Raw genomic sequence first — 17,188 nt, forward strand, 5'->3', positions numbered from 1 at the left:
CGCGAGTCTCGTTCATGCCAGTCTCAATTGCTTCCCTCGATACCCCGGTCGCGCTCATCGATGTGCCGCGAATGCAGCGCAATATCCAGCGCATGCAACAACGCATGGACGCCTTGGGCGTGCGTTTGCGCCCGCACATCAAGACCAGCAAATGCCTGCCGGTGGTTCGGGCGCAGCTTGCAGCAGGCGCCAGCGCCATCACCGTGTCGACCCTTAAAGAAGCCGAGCATTGCTTCGCCGAAGGCATCCGCGACATCTTTTATGCCGTGTCCATGGCACCCGGCAAACTGGCCCAGGCCCTGACGCTGCGGCGCAAGGGCTGTCGATTGAGCATCTTGACCGACAGCCTGGCGGCGACGCAGGCCATCGTCGATTTCGGCAGGCAGCACGACGAACGTTTCGAGGTCTGGATCGAGATCGATTGCGACGGTCATCGGTCCGGCGTGCGCGTTGAAGACGATGCACTTGTCGACATCGCGCGGCGACTCAGCGAAGGCGGCATGCAGCTTTGCGGCGTCATGACCCACGCCGGGTCCAGCTACGAGCTCGATACGCCCCAAGCGCTGCAAGCCTTGGCCGAACAAGAACGCCACCTCTGCGTCAGCGCCGCCCAACGCATCCGCGCAGCCGGGCTGGCCTGCCCCGAGGTCAGCATCGGCTCCACACCCACGGCACTTTCGGCGCAAAGCCTGGAAGGCGTTACTGAAGTGCGCGCCGGCGTCTATGTATTCTTCGACCTGGTGATGCACAACATCGGTGTTTGCCAGGCGGATGAGCTGGCCCTGAGCGTACTGACCACAGTCATCGGTCACCAGCCGGACAAAGGCTGGATCATCACCGATGCCGGCTGGATGGCCATGAGTCGTGATCGGGGTACGCAGCGCCAGCAACGGGATTTCGGGTATGGGCAAGTGTGCAGCGAAGCTGGCGACTGGATCGAAGGCGCCCTGCTCACCAGCGCCAACCAGGAGCACGGCATCGTCACCCTTTCCAGTCCCGCGGACATCGATATCACCGAGCGGTTTCCCATCGGCAGTCGCCTGCGCATCCTGCCCAACCACGCCTGCGCCACCGGTGCGCAATTCCCTGATTACCGCGCCTGCGATGCCTCGGGCGCGGTGCACACCTGGAGTCGTCTGCATGGCTGGTGAAATCGAGTTGATTCACACAACCCAGGCGGCCGCTGCGGGCGGACATTACGCCCAAGCGGTCTTGCACCAGGGCGTCTTGTACGTGTCCGGGCAACTGCCGATACGCACCGATGGCAGCCACAGCGTCGACCAACCGTTCGAAGTGCAAGCCGCCATCGCCCTGGACAACCTGATGGCGATTCTCGGCGCAGCAGGCCGCAGCCCCAGCGACCTGCTGAAAGTGACGGTCTATGTCGCCGGCATCGAACACTGGCCGGCTTTCGACCGGATCTACGCCCGCTATCTCGGCGAACACCGGCCTGCGCGCGCGGTGGTGCCCGTCCCCGCCTTGCACCATGGGTACCTGATCGAAATCGAAGCGCTGGCAGGGAGAGAGAGAACATCATGAAGCCAGAAAAAAGCGATGTACTGATTATCGGCGGCGGCATCATGGGGTCGGCGTCGGCGTTTTTCCTGCGCCAGCGTGGGCACTCGGTGACCCTGCTGGAACGCGACCTGATCGGCCAATACGCCAGTGGCGTGAATTTCGGCAACGTGCGACGCCAAGGGCGATTCCTCGGCCAGCTGGAACTGTCGAATCGCTCGTACGGGTTGTGGAAACGGCTCCCCGAGTTGATTGGCGATGACCTGGAGTTCATCCCCAGCGGCCATATGCGCGTCTGTTATCGCGAGGACGAAATCGCCGAGCTTGAAGCCTACGCCGCCGCCCCCGAAGCCCGCGAACTGGACTTGCAGATCATCACCGGCAAGGCCTTGCACGCACGTTTCCCGTTCCTCGGCGCGCAGGTCAAGGGCGGCTCGTACGCCCCTCACGACGGCCACGCCAACCCGCGCCTGGCCGCCCCGGCATTTGCCCGCGCGGCGACACGGGCCGGGGCCAGCATCCGCGAGCGAACAGAAGTCGCCACGGTGCAAAAGGTGAATGACCAATTCCGCGTGACCACCACCGACGGCCAGCTATTCATCGCCGAGCAACTGCTGATCACGGCGGGCGCGTGGGGGGCGAAGCTGTCCGAACAATTCGGCGAAGCGGTGCCGTTGGAAGCCAATGGCCCACAGATGTCGGTCACCGAGCCGGTGCCCTATGCCTTGCCGACCGTGATCGGCGTGTTCACCAAGATAAAGGAGGAGGTGATTTATTTCCGGCAGATCCCCCGAGGCAACCTCATCATCGGCGGCGGTAACCGCTGCAAACCGGACATGATCAACCGTCGCGCCTACTTCAAGCCCGAGAGCCTGCTCAACCAGATGCATCAGATGAGCCGCCTGCTGCCCGGGGTGGCGAACCTCAACATTATCCGGGTGTGGAGCGGCATCGAAAGCTATACGCCAGACTCGCTGCCGATCATGGGGCCAAGCGGCAAGGTCAAGGGGTTGTTCTATGCCTTTGGGTTCTGCGGGCATGGCTTCCAGCTCGGCCCCGGCGTCGGCGACGTCATGGCCGAGCTGATCAACACCGGCAGCACCCGCACCCTGATCAGCCCCTTTGATATTCGCCGGTTCACCGAACCGACCGCCCTGACAATGCCTCAGATGAGCACGCCTGGCACCGGCAGACTCATATGACACAAGCGACTGGGCGCCCTTTTTGCCCCGGACGGACACTGCCACTTTTTTTGCCAAGTTAGCCCGGCAGATACAGCAGATTCTTCTTTGCCAGGCTTGAGAACGGCATATCCCATCCGGGCCGCTTTGTTAGTTTATCGAGAAGAAAACGGCCTCAGGATCTGTCGCCGGCAGTGCTATCACCGCTCTATGGGAGCCCGTTGGATGACCACCCCCTTTTTGAACACCCCGCCTACGTCCCAGCAGTTCTATATCAATGGTGACTGGCAGTCTCCGGCATACCCGGCCACGCTGCCCGTGGTCAATCCCGCTACCGAGCAAGTCATTGCCGAGGTCGCCCGAGGGTCCGGCGAAGACGTTGACCGCGCCGTAGCGGCGGCTCGCGCAGCATTTCCCGACTGGTCCGCCACTTCGGTGCAAGCGCGCGTGGCGATCCTGGGAAAGATCCATGCGCTGATCCTTGAACGCAAAGAAGAACTGGCCCAGGTGCTCTCGCTGGAAATGGGCGCGGCCATCGGCTTCGCACGGGCCATGCAAGTGCCGCTGGCCGCCGAACACGTTCGGGTGGCCCGCGATGTGCTGTCCACTTACAACTTCCAGAAGATTGAGCATGGCACGGCCATTCAACGCGAACCCATCGGCGTCTGCGGCCTCATTACGCCGTGGAACTGGCCGCTGTATCAAATCACCGCCAAAGTCGCCCCGGCGATTGCCGCCGGTTGCACGGTGGTGTTGAAACCCAGCGAACTGTCGCCCCTGAGTGCCCTTCTCTTCGCACAATTGGTGCATGACGCTGGCCTGCCTGCCGGCGTCTTCAACCTGGTGAACGGTAGCGGTGCCGAGGTCGGCGCGGCCATGGCGGCGCATCCCGACATCGACCTGATCTCAATCACCGGCTCGAACCGCGCCGGCGCACTGGTGGCCCAGGCCGCCGCCCCTACAGTCAAGCGCGTTACCCAAGAGTTGGGCGGCAAGTCACCGAACGTGCTGTTGCCCGACGCCGACTTCGCCAAGGCCGTGCCGCCGGGCGTAATGTCGGCATTTCGCAACGTCGGCCAATCGTGCAGCGCACCGACCCGAATGATCGTGCCAAGGAACCGCCTGGCGGAAGTCGAGGCGTTGGCTGCTGCCACCGCCAACGCGATCATCGTGGGCGATCCACAATTGGAAGCAACCGTGCTCGGTCCCATCGCCAACGAGGCCCAGTTCAATCGCGTGCAAGCCATGATCGAAGTGGGCATGAATGAAGGTGCCAAGCTTGTCTGCGGCGGCCCAGGACGCCCGGAGGGTCTCGAACAAGGCTTCTACACCCGCCCCACGGTTTTCTCGCAGGTCGACAGCGCCATGCGCATCGCCCAGGAAGAAATCTTCGGCCCGGTGCTGTGCATCATTGCCTATGACACGTTGGATGAAGCCGTCGCCATCGCCAACGACACCGTCTATGGGCTGGGCGCGCATGTCCAGGGCCAGGACCTTGATCTTGCCCGCGCCGTTGCATCGCGTATCCGCTCAGGGCAAGTGCTGTTGAACTACCCGGCGTGGAACCCGATGGCACCGTTCGGTGGGTACAAGCGTTCGGGCAATGGTCGTGAGTATGGGGTTCACGGGTTCGAGGAGTATTTGGAGATCAAGGCGATTGTCGGCTTCGAATGACCGCCCTACTCCTCGGCCCGCCCTGTCCACTCGCGATCATGCTCGTAGTGTCGGGTGAGCGGAAACGCCGGCAGCCAGGACTCACGGCGCACGGTCCAGCTTTCGTAGGTGGGCATCAGTTGATCGGGGGCGTCCAGCGTCCCAAGGTGCACTTCTATTTCGTCACCCGAGCGGGCGAACAGCGACGAGCCGCAGCGAGGGCAGAAAAAGCGTCCGGCATAATCCCGTGTTTCACCTTCGATCGTCACGGCATCCTGGGGAAAAACGGCGGCAGCGTAGAAGAGCGCGCCGTGATGCTTGCGACAGTCGAGGCAGTGACAGAGGCCAACCCGATACGGACGGCCCGAGGCTTGGATGCGAACGTTGCCGCACAGGCAACCACCGGTGAATCGGTCCATGGTGGGTCTCCTCTACACACTGGGCAGTCGGCTTTCAAGATACATGTCGATCAATGATAGGCGCATGTTGCGCCATCAGCTCCACGACCCAGTCGATGAACACCCGCAATTTGGCGCTGATGTGCCGGTTCGGGGGATAGGCCAGATACAGCGGCATCGGCTCGAGGTGCCAGTCTTCGAACAGCGGCACCAAACCGCCCTGCGCTTGATGAGGCCCGGACATGTACTTGGGCAGCCAGAGCACACCCAGCCCTGCCAAACCGGCCGCGAGGTAAGCGTTGCCGTCGTCGATGGCCAGCGCGTAGCGCCCTTTGACGTGAAGCAGCTCACCGTCACGACGCATGGCGTAGGGCAAGGATTTGCCGGTGCGTGCCCACAGGAAACCCACGGTGCGATGGTGCGAATCCTCCAGTTCACGCGGGTGCGCGGGCAGGCCAAACCGTGCCAGGTAACTCGGCGCGGCGAAAACGCCGAGGGCGAGATCGCCAACGCGTCGGGCGATCAGCGACTGATCCCTCAACTCACCACCGCGCACCACGCAATCGACATTCTCATCGAGCATATCGACGATGCGATCGCTGACGCCCATGTCGATCTGGATGTCCGGGTATCGCCCGTAGAACGTTGGCAAGGCCGGTATCAGGATCATCGCCGCCAGCGGGCTCGGCACGTCCACCCGCAGTCGCCCGCGAGGTAACGCCTGGGCGCCGGAAACGCTGGTCTCGGCATCGTCCATGTCGGCCAGCAGCCGGATCACCCGCTCGTAATAGACCGCGCCATCGGCGGTGACGTTGACCTTGCGCGTGGTGCGGTTGAGCAACTTGACCCGCAACCGTGCCTCGAGCTGCTGCACCAATTGGGTCACGGTGGTCTTGCTCATGTGCAGGGTTTCAGCCGCCTTGGTGAAGCTGCCCGCCTCCACGACTCGAACGAACGCTTGCATCGCATCAAAACGATCCATTTGTGCCTCGGGTGTCGATCCGATTGTTTGGTTTCTACAAACAGTGATCGCCAAGGTTGCTCGTTTATCGCCTGGACACAAGCCCCTAGAGTGAGTTCATCGTTTGGAACCCACTCTTTGATGGAGGTATTCATGACACAGCGCGACGTGGTTTTCCCGCCTGGACGCCGGGCACTCTATGAGCGTAATCGCTATTCGCCGGCGATTCGGTCCAATGGTTTTCTGTTCGTCTCGGGACAGGTTGGTAGCACCGAAGAAGGTTCGCCGGAGCCCGACCTGGAAGCTCAGGTTCGGCTGGCGTTCAACAACCTGAAGGCGATACTCGCCGCGGCCGATTGCAGCTTTGACGATGTGGTGGACGTCACGGTCTTCATGGTCGACCCCGAATCAACCTTCGAGCGGGTCTGGAGCGTCGTGCCCGAGTTCTGGGGCAGCGCGCCGCATCCGACGCTGACGGCGGTGGGCGTGACGTGGCTGTATGGGTTTCAGTTCGAGATCAAGGTGATAGCCAGGTTGCCTGAAACCACTCTATAGGTCCGCTGCATCAAGGTGGCTGTACCGGCGCCTTCGCGAGCAGGCTCGCTCCCACAGGGGGATCTGTGCTGGTCGCAAAATCGAAGTCACCACCCACCAATGTGGGAGCGAGCTTGCTCGCGATAGCGGTGGGTCAGTTTGCATCAATGTTGGCTGTGCCGGCGCTATCGCGAGCAAGCTCGCTCCCACAGGGGGAATGATGGTGGTGATTCGTCGGCTAGCCTTTCACCGCGGCTTCAATCGCGGCAATGTCGATCTTGGTCATCGTCATCATGGCCTCGAAGGCACGCTTGGCGACCGCTTTATCGGAACTGGTGACCGCGTCAACCAACACGCGAGGGCTGATCTGCCACGACAGCCCCCACTTGTCCTTGCACCAGCCGCAGGCGCTCGCCTGGCCGCCGTTGTCTATGATCGCGTTCCACAAGCGGTCCGTTTCGGCCTGGTCATCGGTTGCGATCTGAAATGAAAAAGCCTCGTTGTGCTTGAACGTCGGCCCGCCGTTGAGGCCGATGCAAGGGATGCCGATCACCGTGAAATCCACGGTGATCACATCGCCTTGCTTGCCCGACGGATAATCGCCCGGGGCAAGATGGATAGCGTTCACCGCACTGTCGGGAAACGTCTTGGCGTAGAACTCCGCAGCTTCCTGTGCGGTACCGTCGTACCAGAGGCATATCCTGTTTTTATTGTTCATGCCGGCTCTCCAAATGGGACTGGACGATAAAGTCTAGCAGTCCCTCCGAAAGTTGCAGGTTACCGGGCCTCAGGTGAACAGATCGACGCCCAACTGAAACGCAACCCACAACGCCAGGCCGGTGGCAAACACCAGCGCAATATTCTCGAACAGGTTGTTGCGGTATTCCTTGCCCAGCAGGGACTTCTGGTTGGACATGATCAGCAGGCCCAGGGAAATCACCGGCAAGCCGATGATGTTCAGCGCGTTGACGCCGATGGTCAGCGTGACGAAGTCCGGCATGCCGGGGAGCGACCAGATCAGTGGCGTCACGAGAATGAACAGCATGAACCATTTGTGCATCGGGTCACGGTGGAACTCTTTGCCGTAACGTTCCCGGCGCTCGGGCCGTACGTGCTGGAAGGCGTCGGTGATGAGCATCGGGAACGCCGTGGTCTTGCCGGAGATGCTGGCGAACAGCGTGGCAAACACACCGATAAAGAACACGTACCAACCGATCGAACCGAAGAACATTTCCAGGGCCTTGCCCAAATCGCCCAGGGTGTTGACCTCGATGCCGTTGGGCCGCAGGATTTCCGCGCCGACGATCCAGATGGCCAGGTTGATGATGATCCCGACAAACACCGCAAACAGCAGGTCGTTACGCTGGATACGCTTGTGTTCAGGCCCTACCCAGCCCTTCTGGCGCATGACATACGGATGAACGAAGTTGGCGATCGAACCGGCCACCGCACCGATCACCGAGACGGCTACCAGCAACGCGCCGTGAACCCCTTCATCGGGCGGGATACTGAAGCCGATGGTGCCTCTGACAATGCCGGCGACATCCGGGCCGGACATCACCGCCAGGGCCAGGAACGCCAGCGTCATGATCGCCAGCAGCCCTTTCATCACGCCTTCGATCATCGAATAGATATTACGCCCGACGAGCATCCACACCGCCAACACCACAGCCACCGAACACAGCATTGGATAGTCGATCTTGAACAACATGGCCAAGGCTTCGCCAGCCCCCTTGATCATGTAGGCGTTCATCAGGTGCCCCATGAGCAACGCATACACCAACAGGAACCAGGCGAAAAACGGATTGAGCTGGGCATAACCTTGCAGGATGGTCATGCCCTGGTTATTGCAGAGCTGGAAGCGCGCGATGATGTTGACGATCAGGTAACGCAGCAGCAGAGAGACCGCCAGTACCCACATCATCGCGTAGCCATAATTCGCGCCGGCCACGGATGAAGTGATCAAGTCGCCGGCGCCCAGCCAGGAAAGGACCGCAATGATGCCGGGACCGAGAAGCTTGAGCAGGCGAACGAAACGGCCTTGCGTGGACGCCGCAGCCTGGCCTTCAGCGGAAGGAATGCTCGTCATGGATGGAATCTCCGTTTATTTTTTTTTGTGAGAAACGGCCACAGTCGAACATATTAGATACGACGTCGTACAACCATTATTAATGCGTAATTATGTAGAAATGTTTCATGGCATCCGCTCTCAAAGTACCGTTGTATTCCAGGAGCAAATTGCCACTAACCCCTCACCTGCTCGCCGTTATCGACCATCCAGCGCACCATCCTCGCCAACGGCACCCGATGCTGCTGGATGGCGCACCAACTGACGTGTTCATGGCGATACAACTCGACATATCGGTTGAGCAGCACGTGGCGACCATCCTCGGCCAACCGCAGTTCAACCTCACGGCAATGCAGCACATCCGGATCGAGTGCGCGCATTCGCCGATGCAGGACCAACGCCTGGTTATTCATCTGCAGCGGCTCCGTCCTGGCATTGCGGGTCTTCCTGCACCACCGCTCCCAACTTGCCTTGGGCGACAAGATCGGCACGCCGCTGCGCCGTTGCATCACGAAGCGCCGCGTAGTAATCCGGTTCGGTCTGCAACTGGTCGGTTAGCGGCAATGCCTCGGCGCGGCCATCGACAACACCGCCGACGGTGTTGATCGTACCCAGGGTATCGACGGTGCTGCTGTTGCCGCCAAACGGGTCGACGGCAAAACTCAGCACTTTGCCCGTCGCGTCTCTCAGGTTGGCGCTGCCCAGCAACGGCAGTTCCACGATCGGTCCGGGGGCGACGTTCCAGACGCCGAAGGTCTGGCCGAAATCGGCCTTGTGGCGCTCGATGCCCAGCTTGCCCGACACATCGATCAGCCCGACGATGCCCGCGGTGGTGTTGATGACGAACCGCCCCAGTGTGTTGACCGAGCGTTGTGCATTGCCTTGCAGCAAGTCGTTGATGAACACCTTGGGCTCACCGAAGTTCGCCACGAAGTTGTGGACGCCGGCCTGGAACATCTCCGGCAGCTTGAGATAACCACGGGCAACCGGGGCCAGCGCATAGTCATCCACGGTCCGATTGAACACGAAGATGCCGCGGTTGACCGGTTCTGCGGGATCGTGAACGGTATAGGTCGCGCGTTCACAGGAGCCTGGTTTTGCAGCTGGTGTGCTGGAGCAACCGCTGGCGAGTGCCGTCAATACAACCACAACGGTGGATCGAACAAACAACGGAGCGGGTCTGGTGATCGGCATACAGGGTGATCTCGGCGAGGAATGGGGAATTGCCAATCAGCTAGGAAACGGTGCCAGACACAACCCTTGTGAAGAGGAGGACGCTTGCTGTGGGAGCAAGGCTTGCCCGCGATGCAGGCGACGCGGACTTTCAAGTATCGAGGCGCCTGTTTCGCGAGCAAGCTTTGCTCCCACAGAAATCCCCTCGCCACAGGTTTTGTGTAGGGCTGACTCGTTTTTAACTGACCGACATCAAAGGCCATCCTGCCGCTGTTTTTTTGCCTGGAGATTTCCAGAATATTGCCCGCCGGCAACTTTATTGCCGGATTGAAATATATGACGCAGGCCCTGGATTGACCCTAGTATCGCCTCCTGTATTCATTACCCTGCGTGCCCACCGTGAGCCATTTATTACTGGTGGACGATGACCTCGAAGTCCTCGCCCTCTTGCGCAAATTCCTCGAACAACATGGCTACAGCGTGGATGTGGCCGCCGACGGCACCGCCTTGTGGCAGGCGGTGGAACGGCGGGTGCCGGACCTCATCATCCTCGACGTCATGCTGCCGGGCGACAACGGCCTGGTGCTCTGCCAACGACTGCGGGCCGAGCACACGGTCGGCATCATCATGCTCACCGCCATGGGCGAATTGAGTGACCGCGTCGTCGGCCTGGAGCTGGGGGCGGACGATTACCTGACCAAGCCGTTCGACGCCCGCGAGCTGTTGGCCCGGGTGCGTGCCGTGCTGCGGCGCACCGGTGAAGCCAGGGACACGCTGAACGACTCCTCCCGGCCAATCCTGGAGTTCGAAAACTGGCAACTGGACGTCACCCGGCGCGAACTGCGTTCACCGGACAAGGTCATGATCCCGCTGTCCACCGGGGAGTTCGAACTGCTGCTGGTGTTTGCCGAACACCCGCGCCGGGTGCTGACCCGCCAGCAGTTGCTGGACCTGGCTCGCGGCGAAACCTTCGATGCGTTTGACCGCAGCATCGATGTCCAGGTCAGTCGATTGCGGCGCAAGTTGGAGACCGATCTCACCGGCGTATCGATGATCCGTACCGTGCGCAACAGCGGCTACCTCTTCAGCCCCCACGTGGTGAAGCGATGAAATACACTCGACGGCCAAGGGATACGCTGGCGCGGTGGATCGCCCTGACCACCCTGGTCGCCATGCTGACATTGCTGGCCCTGAACGCGCTGTTCAGCCAACTGGCTGATGCCTGGGCCCGCCCGCCCCTGATGGAAACCGGCCTGATTGAAAAGGTCGCCGCCATCACACGCATCATCGACTCGGCAGCGCCCGAACAGCGGCCCACCATTGCCAGGGCGGCCAGTGACCAGAGCTTCAACGCGCAATGGCTCCAACGCCATGAAGATGCCAAGCTGCCAGTGATCGACGACCCCGAATACAACGATGGCGCACTGCGGTTGCGCCAACAGTTGGGCCGGCCCGATGCGAGGATCGAGGGCTATGAGCCAAGCGATTGGCACGCCGGCCAGCCCGGCGCACGCTACGCCGCGATGATCGAATTGACCGACCACTCGTGGGTCGCGTTTTCCCTGCCTGCGCGCAGTTGGGGACTGGAGGAATGGGAGCGCAGCCTGATCATGCTGGCGCTGATCCTGGTGTCGACGATTATCGTCGCGCTGATCGCCACGCGACACCTGGCAGCACCCTTGCAACGCTTTGCCGAAGGCGCCAGACGCTTCGGCGTCGACCACCAGGCACCACCGATTCCGGTCATCGGCCCCCACGAAATCCGCCAGGCGATCCTCGCCTTCAATGCCATGCAGGCCCAGCTCAAGCACTTTCTGCAAGACCGCACGCAGATGCTCGCCGCCATCTCCCATGACTTGCGCGCGCCGTTGACGCGCATGCGCCTGCGCGGGGAATTCATCGAGGATGCCGAGCAGCAATCGCGCTTGTTCAGGGACGTGGACGAAATGCAGGCGATGATCAACTCAGCCCTGGAATTCTTCCGCGACGATGCCCGCCTGGAACATGCCACCGCGTTCGACCTGGCCGAGCTGCTGCACACCATCGTCGATGACCTCAAGGACGCCGGCACCGAGGTCGCATTCGATGACGCCCACCGCTTGGTTTATGTCGGCCGCCCCATCGGCATCAAACGCGCCTTGGTCAACCTGATCGACAACGCAATCAAATATGGCAACGCGCCGACTATTCGACTCGAGGCCGACGCCAATCGTGTGGACATTTGCATTCTGGATCGCGGACCAGGCATCGCCGCGCAACACCTTGAGCAGGTCTTCACGCCGTTCTTTCGCATCGAAGGCTCTCGCAACAAACACACCGGCGGCGTCGGGCTGGGCCTGTCGGCGGCCCGGGCGACAGTGCTGGAGCATGGAGGCACGCTGACCCTGAGGAATCGACGCGGCGGCGGGTTGGAGGCCAGGGTCTCGCTGCCGCTTGACTGAAGTGCCCGATGTACCGATCCGCTCTAAACAATCAGCGCCTTCCTCGGTAGGATGTCCGGTTTTTCCGGCCTGGACCCTGTTCCAGGAAGGTGCTCTTGTTTGTATCGCCCGACTCAATGCCATCGTTCGCGCTCACGACAGACAGGAATCGACGGAGCCAAACCAAGGAATTCACCGATGATTCTTATCATTTATGCGCACCCCTACCCCGACAAATCGCGGGTCAACCAGCAGATGCTCAAGCGAGTGTCGACCAACCCGGACGTGGTCATACGTTCGCTCTACGAGCTTTACCCCAACTTCGACATCGACGTCGAGGCGGAACAGCGAGCGGTGGAACAAGCAGAGCTTGTCGTCCTCCAGCACCCGATGTACTGGTACAGCACACCGCCCCTGCTGAAACTGTGGATCGATAAGGTATTCACCCACGGCTGGGCCTACGGTAAAGACGCCATCGCCCTCAAAGGCAAGCGCTTGCTGTGGGCCGTTACCACCGGTGGCGATCACGCGCATTTTGCGATCGGCGACTACCCCGATTTTTCGGCGCTGGCCCAACCGCTCCACGCCACGGCCATTTACTGCGGCATGCGCTGGCTGGAGCCGGTGGTCGTGCATGGCGCCTATGCCGCCGACCCTGAGGCCCAACACGCACAAATCGAACACTACGGCGAACGCCTGGCCGCCTGGAAGGAAGATTGAAATGGAGACGCACAGCCTGATTGAAATGCTGATCTACCTGGCCTCGGCGACGCTGATCGTACCGATTGCCGTTCGGTTTGGCCTGGGTCCGGTATTGGGTTACCTGCTGGCCGGGTGCATCATCGGCCCATGGGGGCTGAAGCTGATTACCGACGTAAAGGCCATTCTGGAATTCGCTGAAATCGGCGTGGTGCTGATGCTGTTCATCATCGGCCTTGAGCTCGACCCCAAACGGCTCTGGGCCCTGCGCAAGATGGTGTTTGGTGGTGGCGCCCTGCAGATGCTCGCCTGTGGCGCTGCCATTGGCTTGTTCTGCACCGCCCTTGGCCTGAACTGGACGGCAGCGCTGCTGGTCGGCCTGACCCTGAGCCTGTCCTCCACGGCCATCGCCATGCAGGCGATGAGCGAACGCAACCTGACCGCCACCGCCGTCGGCCGCAGCAGCTTTGCCGTGCTGCTGTTCCAGGACATCGCGGCGATTCCGCTGGTGGCGATGATTCCGCTGTTGTCGGCCCACGGCGACACGCCTTCGGGCACGGCGTTGTTGCTATCGATTGGCAAAATCGTCGCCGCCATCGCCATCGTCGTGCTGTTGGGACGCTACGTGACACGGCCGCTGCTGCGCTTCGCGGCACGCTCAGGCTTGCGCGAGATATTCAGTGCCGTCGCGCTGTTCCTGGTGTTCGGCTTCGGCTTTCTGCTGGAAGAGGCCGGTTTGTCGATGGCCATGGGCGCGTTCCTCGCCGGGGTCCTGCTCGCCAGCTCCGAATACCGCCATGCCCTGGAAAGCGACATTGAGCCGTTCAAAGGCCTGCTGTTGGGCTTGTTCTTCATCGGTGTCGGCATGTCGATCGATTTCGGCACCCTGATCAACGCACCGCTGAAGGTCGTCACCCTGACGTTGGGTTTCATTCTGATCAAGCTGCTGGTGATCAAGATGGCGGGCCGGTTCCTCAACGTCCCCGCCGGCCAGCGCTCCTGGCAGGCGGTGTTGCTGGGCCAAGGCAGCGAGTTCGCCTTCGTGGTGTTTGGTGCGGCGACCGTGGCCGGCATCTTGACCGATCAATGGGGCAAGAGCCTGACCCTGGCGGTGGCCTTGTCCATGTGCCTGACGCCCTTGCTGATCGTGTTGCTGGATCGATTCGAGTCCGTTGCCAAGAAAAACAAACGCGAATCCGACCTCGTCGATCAGCAGAACCCACGGGTGATCATCGCCGGGTTCGGCCGTTTCGGGCAGATCGCCGGACGTCTGTTGATGTCTTGCGGCGTCGAGGTGGTGGTATTGGATCACGACCCGGACAACATCGAGACGCTGCGCAAGTTCGGCGTGAAAGTCTTTTATGGCGATGCCACGCGCCTCGACTTGTTGCATGCAGCAGGCGCGGCCCAAGCGGTGGTGCTGATCAATGCGATCGACGATCGGGAAGACAATCTGACGCTGACCCGACTGGCCCAGGAGCACTTCCCTGCGTTGCAGTTGATCGTGCGGGCGCGGGACATGGGCCACCTCATCACCCTGCGGCAGATGGGTGTGGAGGCGGCCGAGCGGGAAACCTTCGAGAGCGCGCTGTCATTGGGTCGCAGTGCGCTGGAGCACATGGGCGTCGGGGCTTACGAAGCGCGCGAACGGGCTGACCAGTTCCGACGGCTGAACCTCAAGATGCTGGAGGAAATCGTCGCCCAGCCGGAAGATGACCTCAAGTTCCGCCACGATGCCTACCGGCGCGCCAATGCGCTGCTCACGGACATGTTCAACGAAGACCGTGCCCGCCCCGTCGACAACTGGCAGGAACATCATCGCAACGAAACGGAAAAGACGGCCGGTTGACCGGCGTCACACACGCCCGAACTTGCGCCGGTACACCACCGGCGTCAGCCCGGTCAGCGCCTTGAACATACGCTGCAAATTGGAACTGCTGCTGAAACCCAGCTCGGCGCCGATGCTGGCGAGAGGCAGCGCCGTCAACGTCAGGCGTTCGCTGACCTGGTTCAACTTGATGCGCCGGGCGTAGGCCGCGACAGTCTCACCCGTTTCACGGCTGACCTTGCGTGCCAACGTGCGCTCGGACACCGCCAGTTCGCTTGCCAGGGCCTGGACGGTGACCCGCTCGGCCGGCATCTGTTCGATCAACCCATGCAAGTGCCGCAACCATCCGCTGGGTTGCTCGATCAGGGCAGTGCCCTGGAACGCCGCATGGGGAATGGCCGGGCGCGGCAGCACCATGAGCCGCGTGATATCGCGCAGTACGTCGCTGCTGACGCTGCGTTCGATGAGCTTTTCGGCGATGGGCAGGTAGCCGTTCACCCCGGACGCGGTCGCCGTGCGCTCGTTGAACACGCAGTTCTGCTCGCTTTGCCAATGGATTTTTCGATACTGCTGCTGCATCGCCTGCGCCAGCCACCAGGTCACTGTCGCGCCCTGCCCGTCCAATCGACCGGCGGCGGCCAGCAGGCAGACACCGGTGCAATAGGACCAGAGCTGAAGCGATCGGGCATGCTTGGACAGCGCGCTCACGAGGGCTGTCTGTTCAGCCAACACCGCATTCACCTGCTCGGCCGATTCGGCCCAGAAGCCAGGAACCAGAACGGCATCCAAACCCGCACTGCCCAACACCGCTTCCGCCTGCAGAGCCACGCCATGGGCACATACCACCGGCCCGGCCTGCAACGCGATGTAGCGAGCCTCGAACAGCACCCGCCCTCTTCTGCGGTTGGCGGCATGCAGCAGATCGGCGAACGCGAACAGGCCCGCGGGCATGCAGCCGGGAAACAGGAGCAGACCGACTCGAAGTTTTTTGATCATGACTGGAAACGAATCAAAGATGTCAGATCCGGCCATTATGCACATGGGAAAGGATCGGCACCATGAAGCGCTCGCTCAACAGGAACGCCTCATGAACATCCAGCAGATCCGTAACGCCACGATCATTCTTGAATTCGGCCCGTATCGCGTGCTCGTCGACCCGATGCTGGCTGGCAAGGGCACGCTGCCGCCGCTCCGACTGTTTGGTGCCACGCAGCGTAATCCGCTGGTGGCGCTTCCGGCCTCGACAGCGAAGGACCTCGATACGGTCACCCATTGCTTGATCACCCACTGTCAGAAAGGCCATTTCGACCATCTGGATCGCGCAGCCAAGCAGTGGCTGAGGGAAAAACAGATCCCGGTCATCTGCACACCCCATGACGCCCCCTACCTCACCAAGCGTGGCCTGAATGTCCAACCACTGGCCAAGGCGCATGACCAACCCAACCCATTCCTGGGCGGCACTATTCGCTCCGTTCGATGCACCCATGGGCTGGGTCTGGTGGGCAAGCTGATGGAGCATGGCGTCGGCTACCTGATCGAGCTGCCCGGCGAACCGAGCGTCTACCTCACCGGCGATACCGTGCTCACCCCCACCGTGTGCGAATTCGTCTTGCGACACCAACCGCAGGTCAGCGTAGTTCCGGCAGGCGGGGCACGGTTCGATATCGGCGGCGACATCATCATGGGCATCGACGAGACACTGGAGTTCACTCGTTTATCTCGCGGGACCGTGGTGGCCAATCACCTGGAAGCGATCAGCCACTGCCCGACGACACGCAAAGCCCTTGCCGAAGCAGCCGCGCTGGCCGGTGTCGCAGGCCGGTTGTTGATACCAAAAGATGGCGAGACGTTGGTCTTTCGGGCGGCCTAGGCCAACCCGTCCAACTCGGCCAGCATCGGCGCAGGGATCTTCAGCTCACTCGCAGTGAGGTTTTCCCGCAGGTGCGCCAACGACGACGTACCGGGAATCAGCAGGATATTCGGCGCCCGTTGCAGTAACCACGCCAGGGCCACGCACAGCGGTGATGCCTGCAGGCGCGTCGCCACGCTGGAAAGGGTTTCCGATTGCAGCGGTGTGAAGCCACCCAGGGGAAGAACGGCACGTAGGCGATGCCCTGCCGGCCCAGGTCAGCGATGAGTTGTTCGTCGTCGCGATGAGTCAGGTTGTAGTGGTTCTGCACACAGATCACCTGGGCAATGCCCTGGGCCTGCTTGACCTGCGCGGCCGTGACGTTGCTCAGGCCCAGGTGACGGATAAGGCCCTGGCGCTGCAGCTCGGCCAGTGTCGTGAACGACTCTTCGATGGAGTCTTCGGTGGGCGAATGCAGGTCGCCCCACACCCTGAGGTTGACCACGTCCAATACCTCCACGCCCAGGTTGCGCAGATTGTCGTGGACCGCACGGGTCAACTCGGCTGGGCTGTGGGCCGGGTTCCAGGACGCGTCGGCACCGCGAACAGCGCCGACCTTGGTGACGATGACCAAGTCCTGGGCGTAAGGGTGCAGCGCTTCGCGGATCAGCTGGTTGGTGACATGGGGCCCGTAGAAATCGGCGGTGTCGATGTGGTTGACCCCGCTCGCCACTGCTTCGCGCAGCACGGCGATGGCGGCCGCCGGATCTTTGGGCGGCCCGAAGACCTGGGGCCCCGCCAACTGCATCGCGCCGTAACCCATGCGATTGACCGCGCGATCGCCCAGTAAGAAGTTGCCTGCCTTGCCTGCAATGTTCATCTCGTCGCCCTCGGATCAATGTGAGTGGG

Annotated in this window: 17 protein-coding genes and 1 pseudogene; 10 read left to right on the top strand and 8 right to left on the bottom strand. The window is 61.7% G+C overall.

The features are described from left to right. Positions 1–14: 14 nt before the first annotated feature. The 4 genes from KI235_RS19015 (at position 15) to KI235_RS19030 (ending at position 4,370) form a co-directional block, all read left to right on the top strand. Positions 15–1,151, top strand: coding sequence for a DSD1 family PLP-dependent enzyme (locus tag KI235_RS19015; protein ID WP_027912016.1), 1,137 nt, complete (start codon positions 15–17; stop codon positions 1,149–1,151). Continuing rightward, positions 1,141–1,539: a RidA family protein gene (locus tag KI235_RS19020; protein ID WP_028237184.1), complete on the top strand. Its 399-nt coding sequence runs from the start codon at positions 1,141–1,143 to the stop codon at positions 1,537–1,539. The genes KI235_RS19015 and KI235_RS19020 overlap by 11 nt, the downstream gene beginning before the upstream one ends. Beyond that, on the top strand, positions 1,536–2,717 hold the full coding sequence (locus KI235_RS19025) for an FAD-binding oxidoreductase (protein WP_212795244.1): 1,182 nt from the start codon (positions 1,536–1,538) through the stop codon (positions 2,715–2,717). The genes KI235_RS19020 and KI235_RS19025 overlap by 4 nt, the downstream gene beginning before the upstream one ends. Before the next feature lie 204 nt (positions 2,718–2,921). Beyond that, positions 2,922–4,370 (top strand): aldehyde dehydrogenase family protein, encoded by a 1,449-nt coding sequence (locus KI235_RS19030; protein ID WP_043042436.1) that lies wholly within the window; start codon positions 2,922–2,924, stop codon positions 4,368–4,370. Positions 4,371–4,375: 5 nt separating this feature from the next. Here the strand turns inward: KI235_RS19030 and KI235_RS19035 are convergent, their stop codons facing one another. Further along, complete coding sequence (locus KI235_RS19035) at positions 4,376–4,768, bottom strand: GFA family protein (RefSeq protein ID WP_003203217.1); 393 nt, start codon at positions 4,766–4,768, stop codon at positions 4,376–4,378. Between the two features lie 34 nt (positions 4,769–4,802). Further along, a complete protein-coding gene (locus KI235_RS19040) occupies positions 4,803–5,729 on the bottom strand; it encodes a LysR family transcriptional regulator (RefSeq protein WP_212795245.1) in 927 nt (308 codons plus the stop codon). A gap of 132 nt (positions 5,730–5,861) precedes the next feature. Between KI235_RS19040 and KI235_RS19045 the strand changes: the two genes are divergently transcribed. Further along, positions 5,862–6,263 (top strand): RidA family protein, encoded by a 402-nt coding sequence (locus tag KI235_RS19045; protein WP_003203221.1) that lies wholly within the window; start codon positions 5,862–5,864, stop codon positions 6,261–6,263. Positions 6,264–6,480: 217 nt separating this feature from the next. Here KI235_RS19045 and KI235_RS19050 read toward each other — a convergent pair whose 3' ends face one another. The 4 genes from KI235_RS19050 to KI235_RS19065 all read right to left on the bottom strand — a co-directional run bounded on the left by KI235_RS19050 (position 6,481) and on the right by KI235_RS19065 (position 9,504). After that, the gene (locus KI235_RS19050) at positions 6,481–6,960 is read right to left on the bottom strand and encodes a VOC family protein (RefSeq protein WP_013693684.1); all 480 of its coding nucleotides are present in this window, start codon (positions 6,958–6,960) and stop codon (positions 6,481–6,483) included. A gap of 69 nt (positions 6,961–7,029) precedes the next feature. Next, the gene (locus KI235_RS19055; protein WP_060613972.1) at positions 7,030–8,331 is read right to left on the bottom strand and encodes an Nramp family divalent metal transporter; all 1,302 of its coding nucleotides are present in this window, start codon (positions 8,329–8,331) and stop codon (positions 7,030–7,032) included. 155 nt (positions 8,332–8,486) lie between these two features. Further along, positions 8,487–8,723: a hypothetical protein gene (locus tag KI235_RS19060; protein WP_003203227.1), complete on the bottom strand. Its 237-nt coding sequence runs from the start codon at positions 8,721–8,723 to the stop codon at positions 8,487–8,489. Then, the gene (locus tag KI235_RS19065; protein ID WP_003203229.1) at positions 8,716–9,504 is read right to left on the bottom strand and encodes a VacJ family lipoprotein; all 789 of its coding nucleotides are present in this window, start codon (positions 9,502–9,504) and stop codon (positions 8,716–8,718) included. The genes KI235_RS19060 and KI235_RS19065 overlap by 8 nt, the downstream gene beginning before the upstream one ends. A gap of 378 nt (positions 9,505–9,882) precedes the next feature. Between KI235_RS19065 and KI235_RS19070 the strand changes: the two genes are divergently transcribed. The 4 genes from KI235_RS19070 to kefC all read left to right on the top strand — a co-directional run bounded on the left by KI235_RS19070 (position 9,883) and on the right by kefC (position 14,451). Further along, positions 9,883–10,593: a response regulator gene (locus tag KI235_RS19070; RefSeq protein ID WP_003203231.1), complete on the top strand. Its 711-nt coding sequence runs from the start codon at positions 9,883–9,885 to the stop codon at positions 10,591–10,593. Then, positions 10,590–11,924, top strand: coding sequence for an ATP-binding protein (locus KI235_RS19075; protein WP_212795246.1), 1,335 nt, complete (start codon positions 10,590–10,592; stop codon positions 11,922–11,924). The genes KI235_RS19070 and KI235_RS19075 overlap by 4 nt, the downstream gene beginning before the upstream one ends. Positions 11,925–12,101: 177 nt before the next feature. Continuing rightward, positions 12,102–12,623, top strand: coding sequence for a glutathione-regulated potassium-efflux system oxidoreductase KefF (kefF, locus tag KI235_RS19080; RefSeq protein ID WP_003203235.1), 522 nt, complete (start codon positions 12,102–12,104; stop codon positions 12,621–12,623). 1 nt (position 12,624) lies between these two features. Further along, the gene (gene kefC, locus KI235_RS19085; protein WP_003203237.1) at positions 12,625–14,451 is read left to right on the top strand and encodes a glutathione-regulated potassium-efflux system protein KefC; all 1,827 of its coding nucleotides are present in this window, start codon (positions 12,625–12,627) and stop codon (positions 14,449–14,451) included. Between the two features lie 6 nt (positions 14,452–14,457). Here the strand turns inward: kefC and KI235_RS19090 are convergent, their stop codons facing one another. After that, on the bottom strand, positions 14,458–15,426 hold the full coding sequence (locus tag KI235_RS19090; protein WP_038858969.1) for a helix-turn-helix domain-containing protein: 969 nt from the start codon (positions 15,424–15,426) through the stop codon (positions 14,458–14,460). Positions 15,427–15,517: 91 nt separating this feature from the next. Here KI235_RS19090 and KI235_RS19095 point away from each other — a divergent pair, with 91 nt between their 5' ends. Continuing rightward, positions 15,518–16,300, top strand: a complete 783-nt coding sequence (locus KI235_RS19095; protein ID WP_013693687.1) for an MBL fold metallo-hydrolase — start codon at positions 15,518–15,520, stop codon at positions 16,298–16,300. Here the strand turns inward: KI235_RS19095 and KI235_RS19100 are convergent. Further along, positions 16,297–17,159, bottom strand: a pseudogene (locus tag KI235_RS19100) (aldo/keto reductase family oxidoreductase). The gene KI235_RS19095 and the pseudogene KI235_RS19100 sit on opposite strands and share 4 nt — an antisense overlap. Between the last annotated feature and the right edge of the window lie 29 nt (positions 17,160–17,188).

This window comes from Pseudomonas sp. St386 (assembly GCF_018325865.1).
GTDB classification, from domain to species: domain Bacteria; phylum Pseudomonadota; class Gammaproteobacteria; order Pseudomonadales; family Pseudomonadaceae; genus Aquipseudomonas; species Aquipseudomonas brassicacearum.

Coding starts and splice junctions, on each gene's coding strand:
- KI235_RS19015 (WP_027912016.1), top strand. CDS start 15: ATGCCAGTCTCAATTGCTTCCCTCGATACCCCGGTCGCGCTCATCGAT.
- KI235_RS19020 (WP_028237184.1), top strand. CDS start 1,141: ATGGCTGGTGAAATCGAGTTGATTCACACAACCCAGGCGGCCGCTGCG.
- KI235_RS19025 (WP_212795244.1), top strand. CDS start 1,536: ATGAAGCCAGAAAAAAGCGATGTACTGATTATCGGCGGCGGCATCATG.
- KI235_RS19030 (WP_043042436.1), top strand. CDS start 2,922: ATGACCACCCCCTTTTTGAACACCCCGCCTACGTCCCAGCAGTTCTAT.
- KI235_RS19035 (WP_003203217.1), bottom strand. CDS start 4,768: ATGGACCGATTCACCGGTGGTTGCCTGTGCGGCAACGTTCGCATCCAA.
- KI235_RS19040 (WP_212795245.1), bottom strand. CDS start 5,729: ATGGATCGTTTTGATGCGATGCAAGCGTTCGTTCGAGTCGTGGAGGCG.
- KI235_RS19045 (WP_003203221.1), top strand. CDS start 5,862: ATGACACAGCGCGACGTGGTTTTCCCGCCTGGACGCCGGGCACTCTAT.
- KI235_RS19050 (WP_013693684.1), bottom strand. CDS start 6,960: ATGAACAATAAAAACAGGATATGCCTCTGGTACGACGGTACCGCACAG.
- KI235_RS19055 (WP_060613972.1), bottom strand. CDS start 8,331: ATGACGAGCATTCCTTCCGCTGAAGGCCAGGCTGCGGCGTCCACGCAA.
- KI235_RS19060 (WP_003203227.1), bottom strand. CDS start 8,723: ATGAATAACCAGGCGTTGGTCCTGCATCGGCGAATGCGCGCACTCGAT.
- KI235_RS19065 (WP_003203229.1), bottom strand. CDS start 9,504: ATGCCGATCACCAGACCCGCTCCGTTGTTTGTTCGATCCACCGTTGTG.
- KI235_RS19075 (WP_212795246.1), top strand. CDS start 10,590: ATGAAATACACTCGACGGCCAAGGGATACGCTGGCGCGGTGGATCGCC.
- kefF (WP_003203235.1), top strand. CDS start 12,102: ATGATTCTTATCATTTATGCGCACCCCTACCCCGACAAATCGCGGGTC.
- kefC (WP_003203237.1), top strand. CDS start 12,625: ATGGAGACGCACAGCCTGATTGAAATGCTGATCTACCTGGCCTCGGCG.
- KI235_RS19090 (WP_038858969.1), bottom strand. CDS start 15,426: ATGATCAAAAAACTTCGAGTCGGTCTGCTCCTGTTTCCCGGCTGCATG.
- KI235_RS19095 (WP_013693687.1), top strand. CDS start 15,518: ATGAACATCCAGCAGATCCGTAACGCCACGATCATTCTTGAATTCGGC.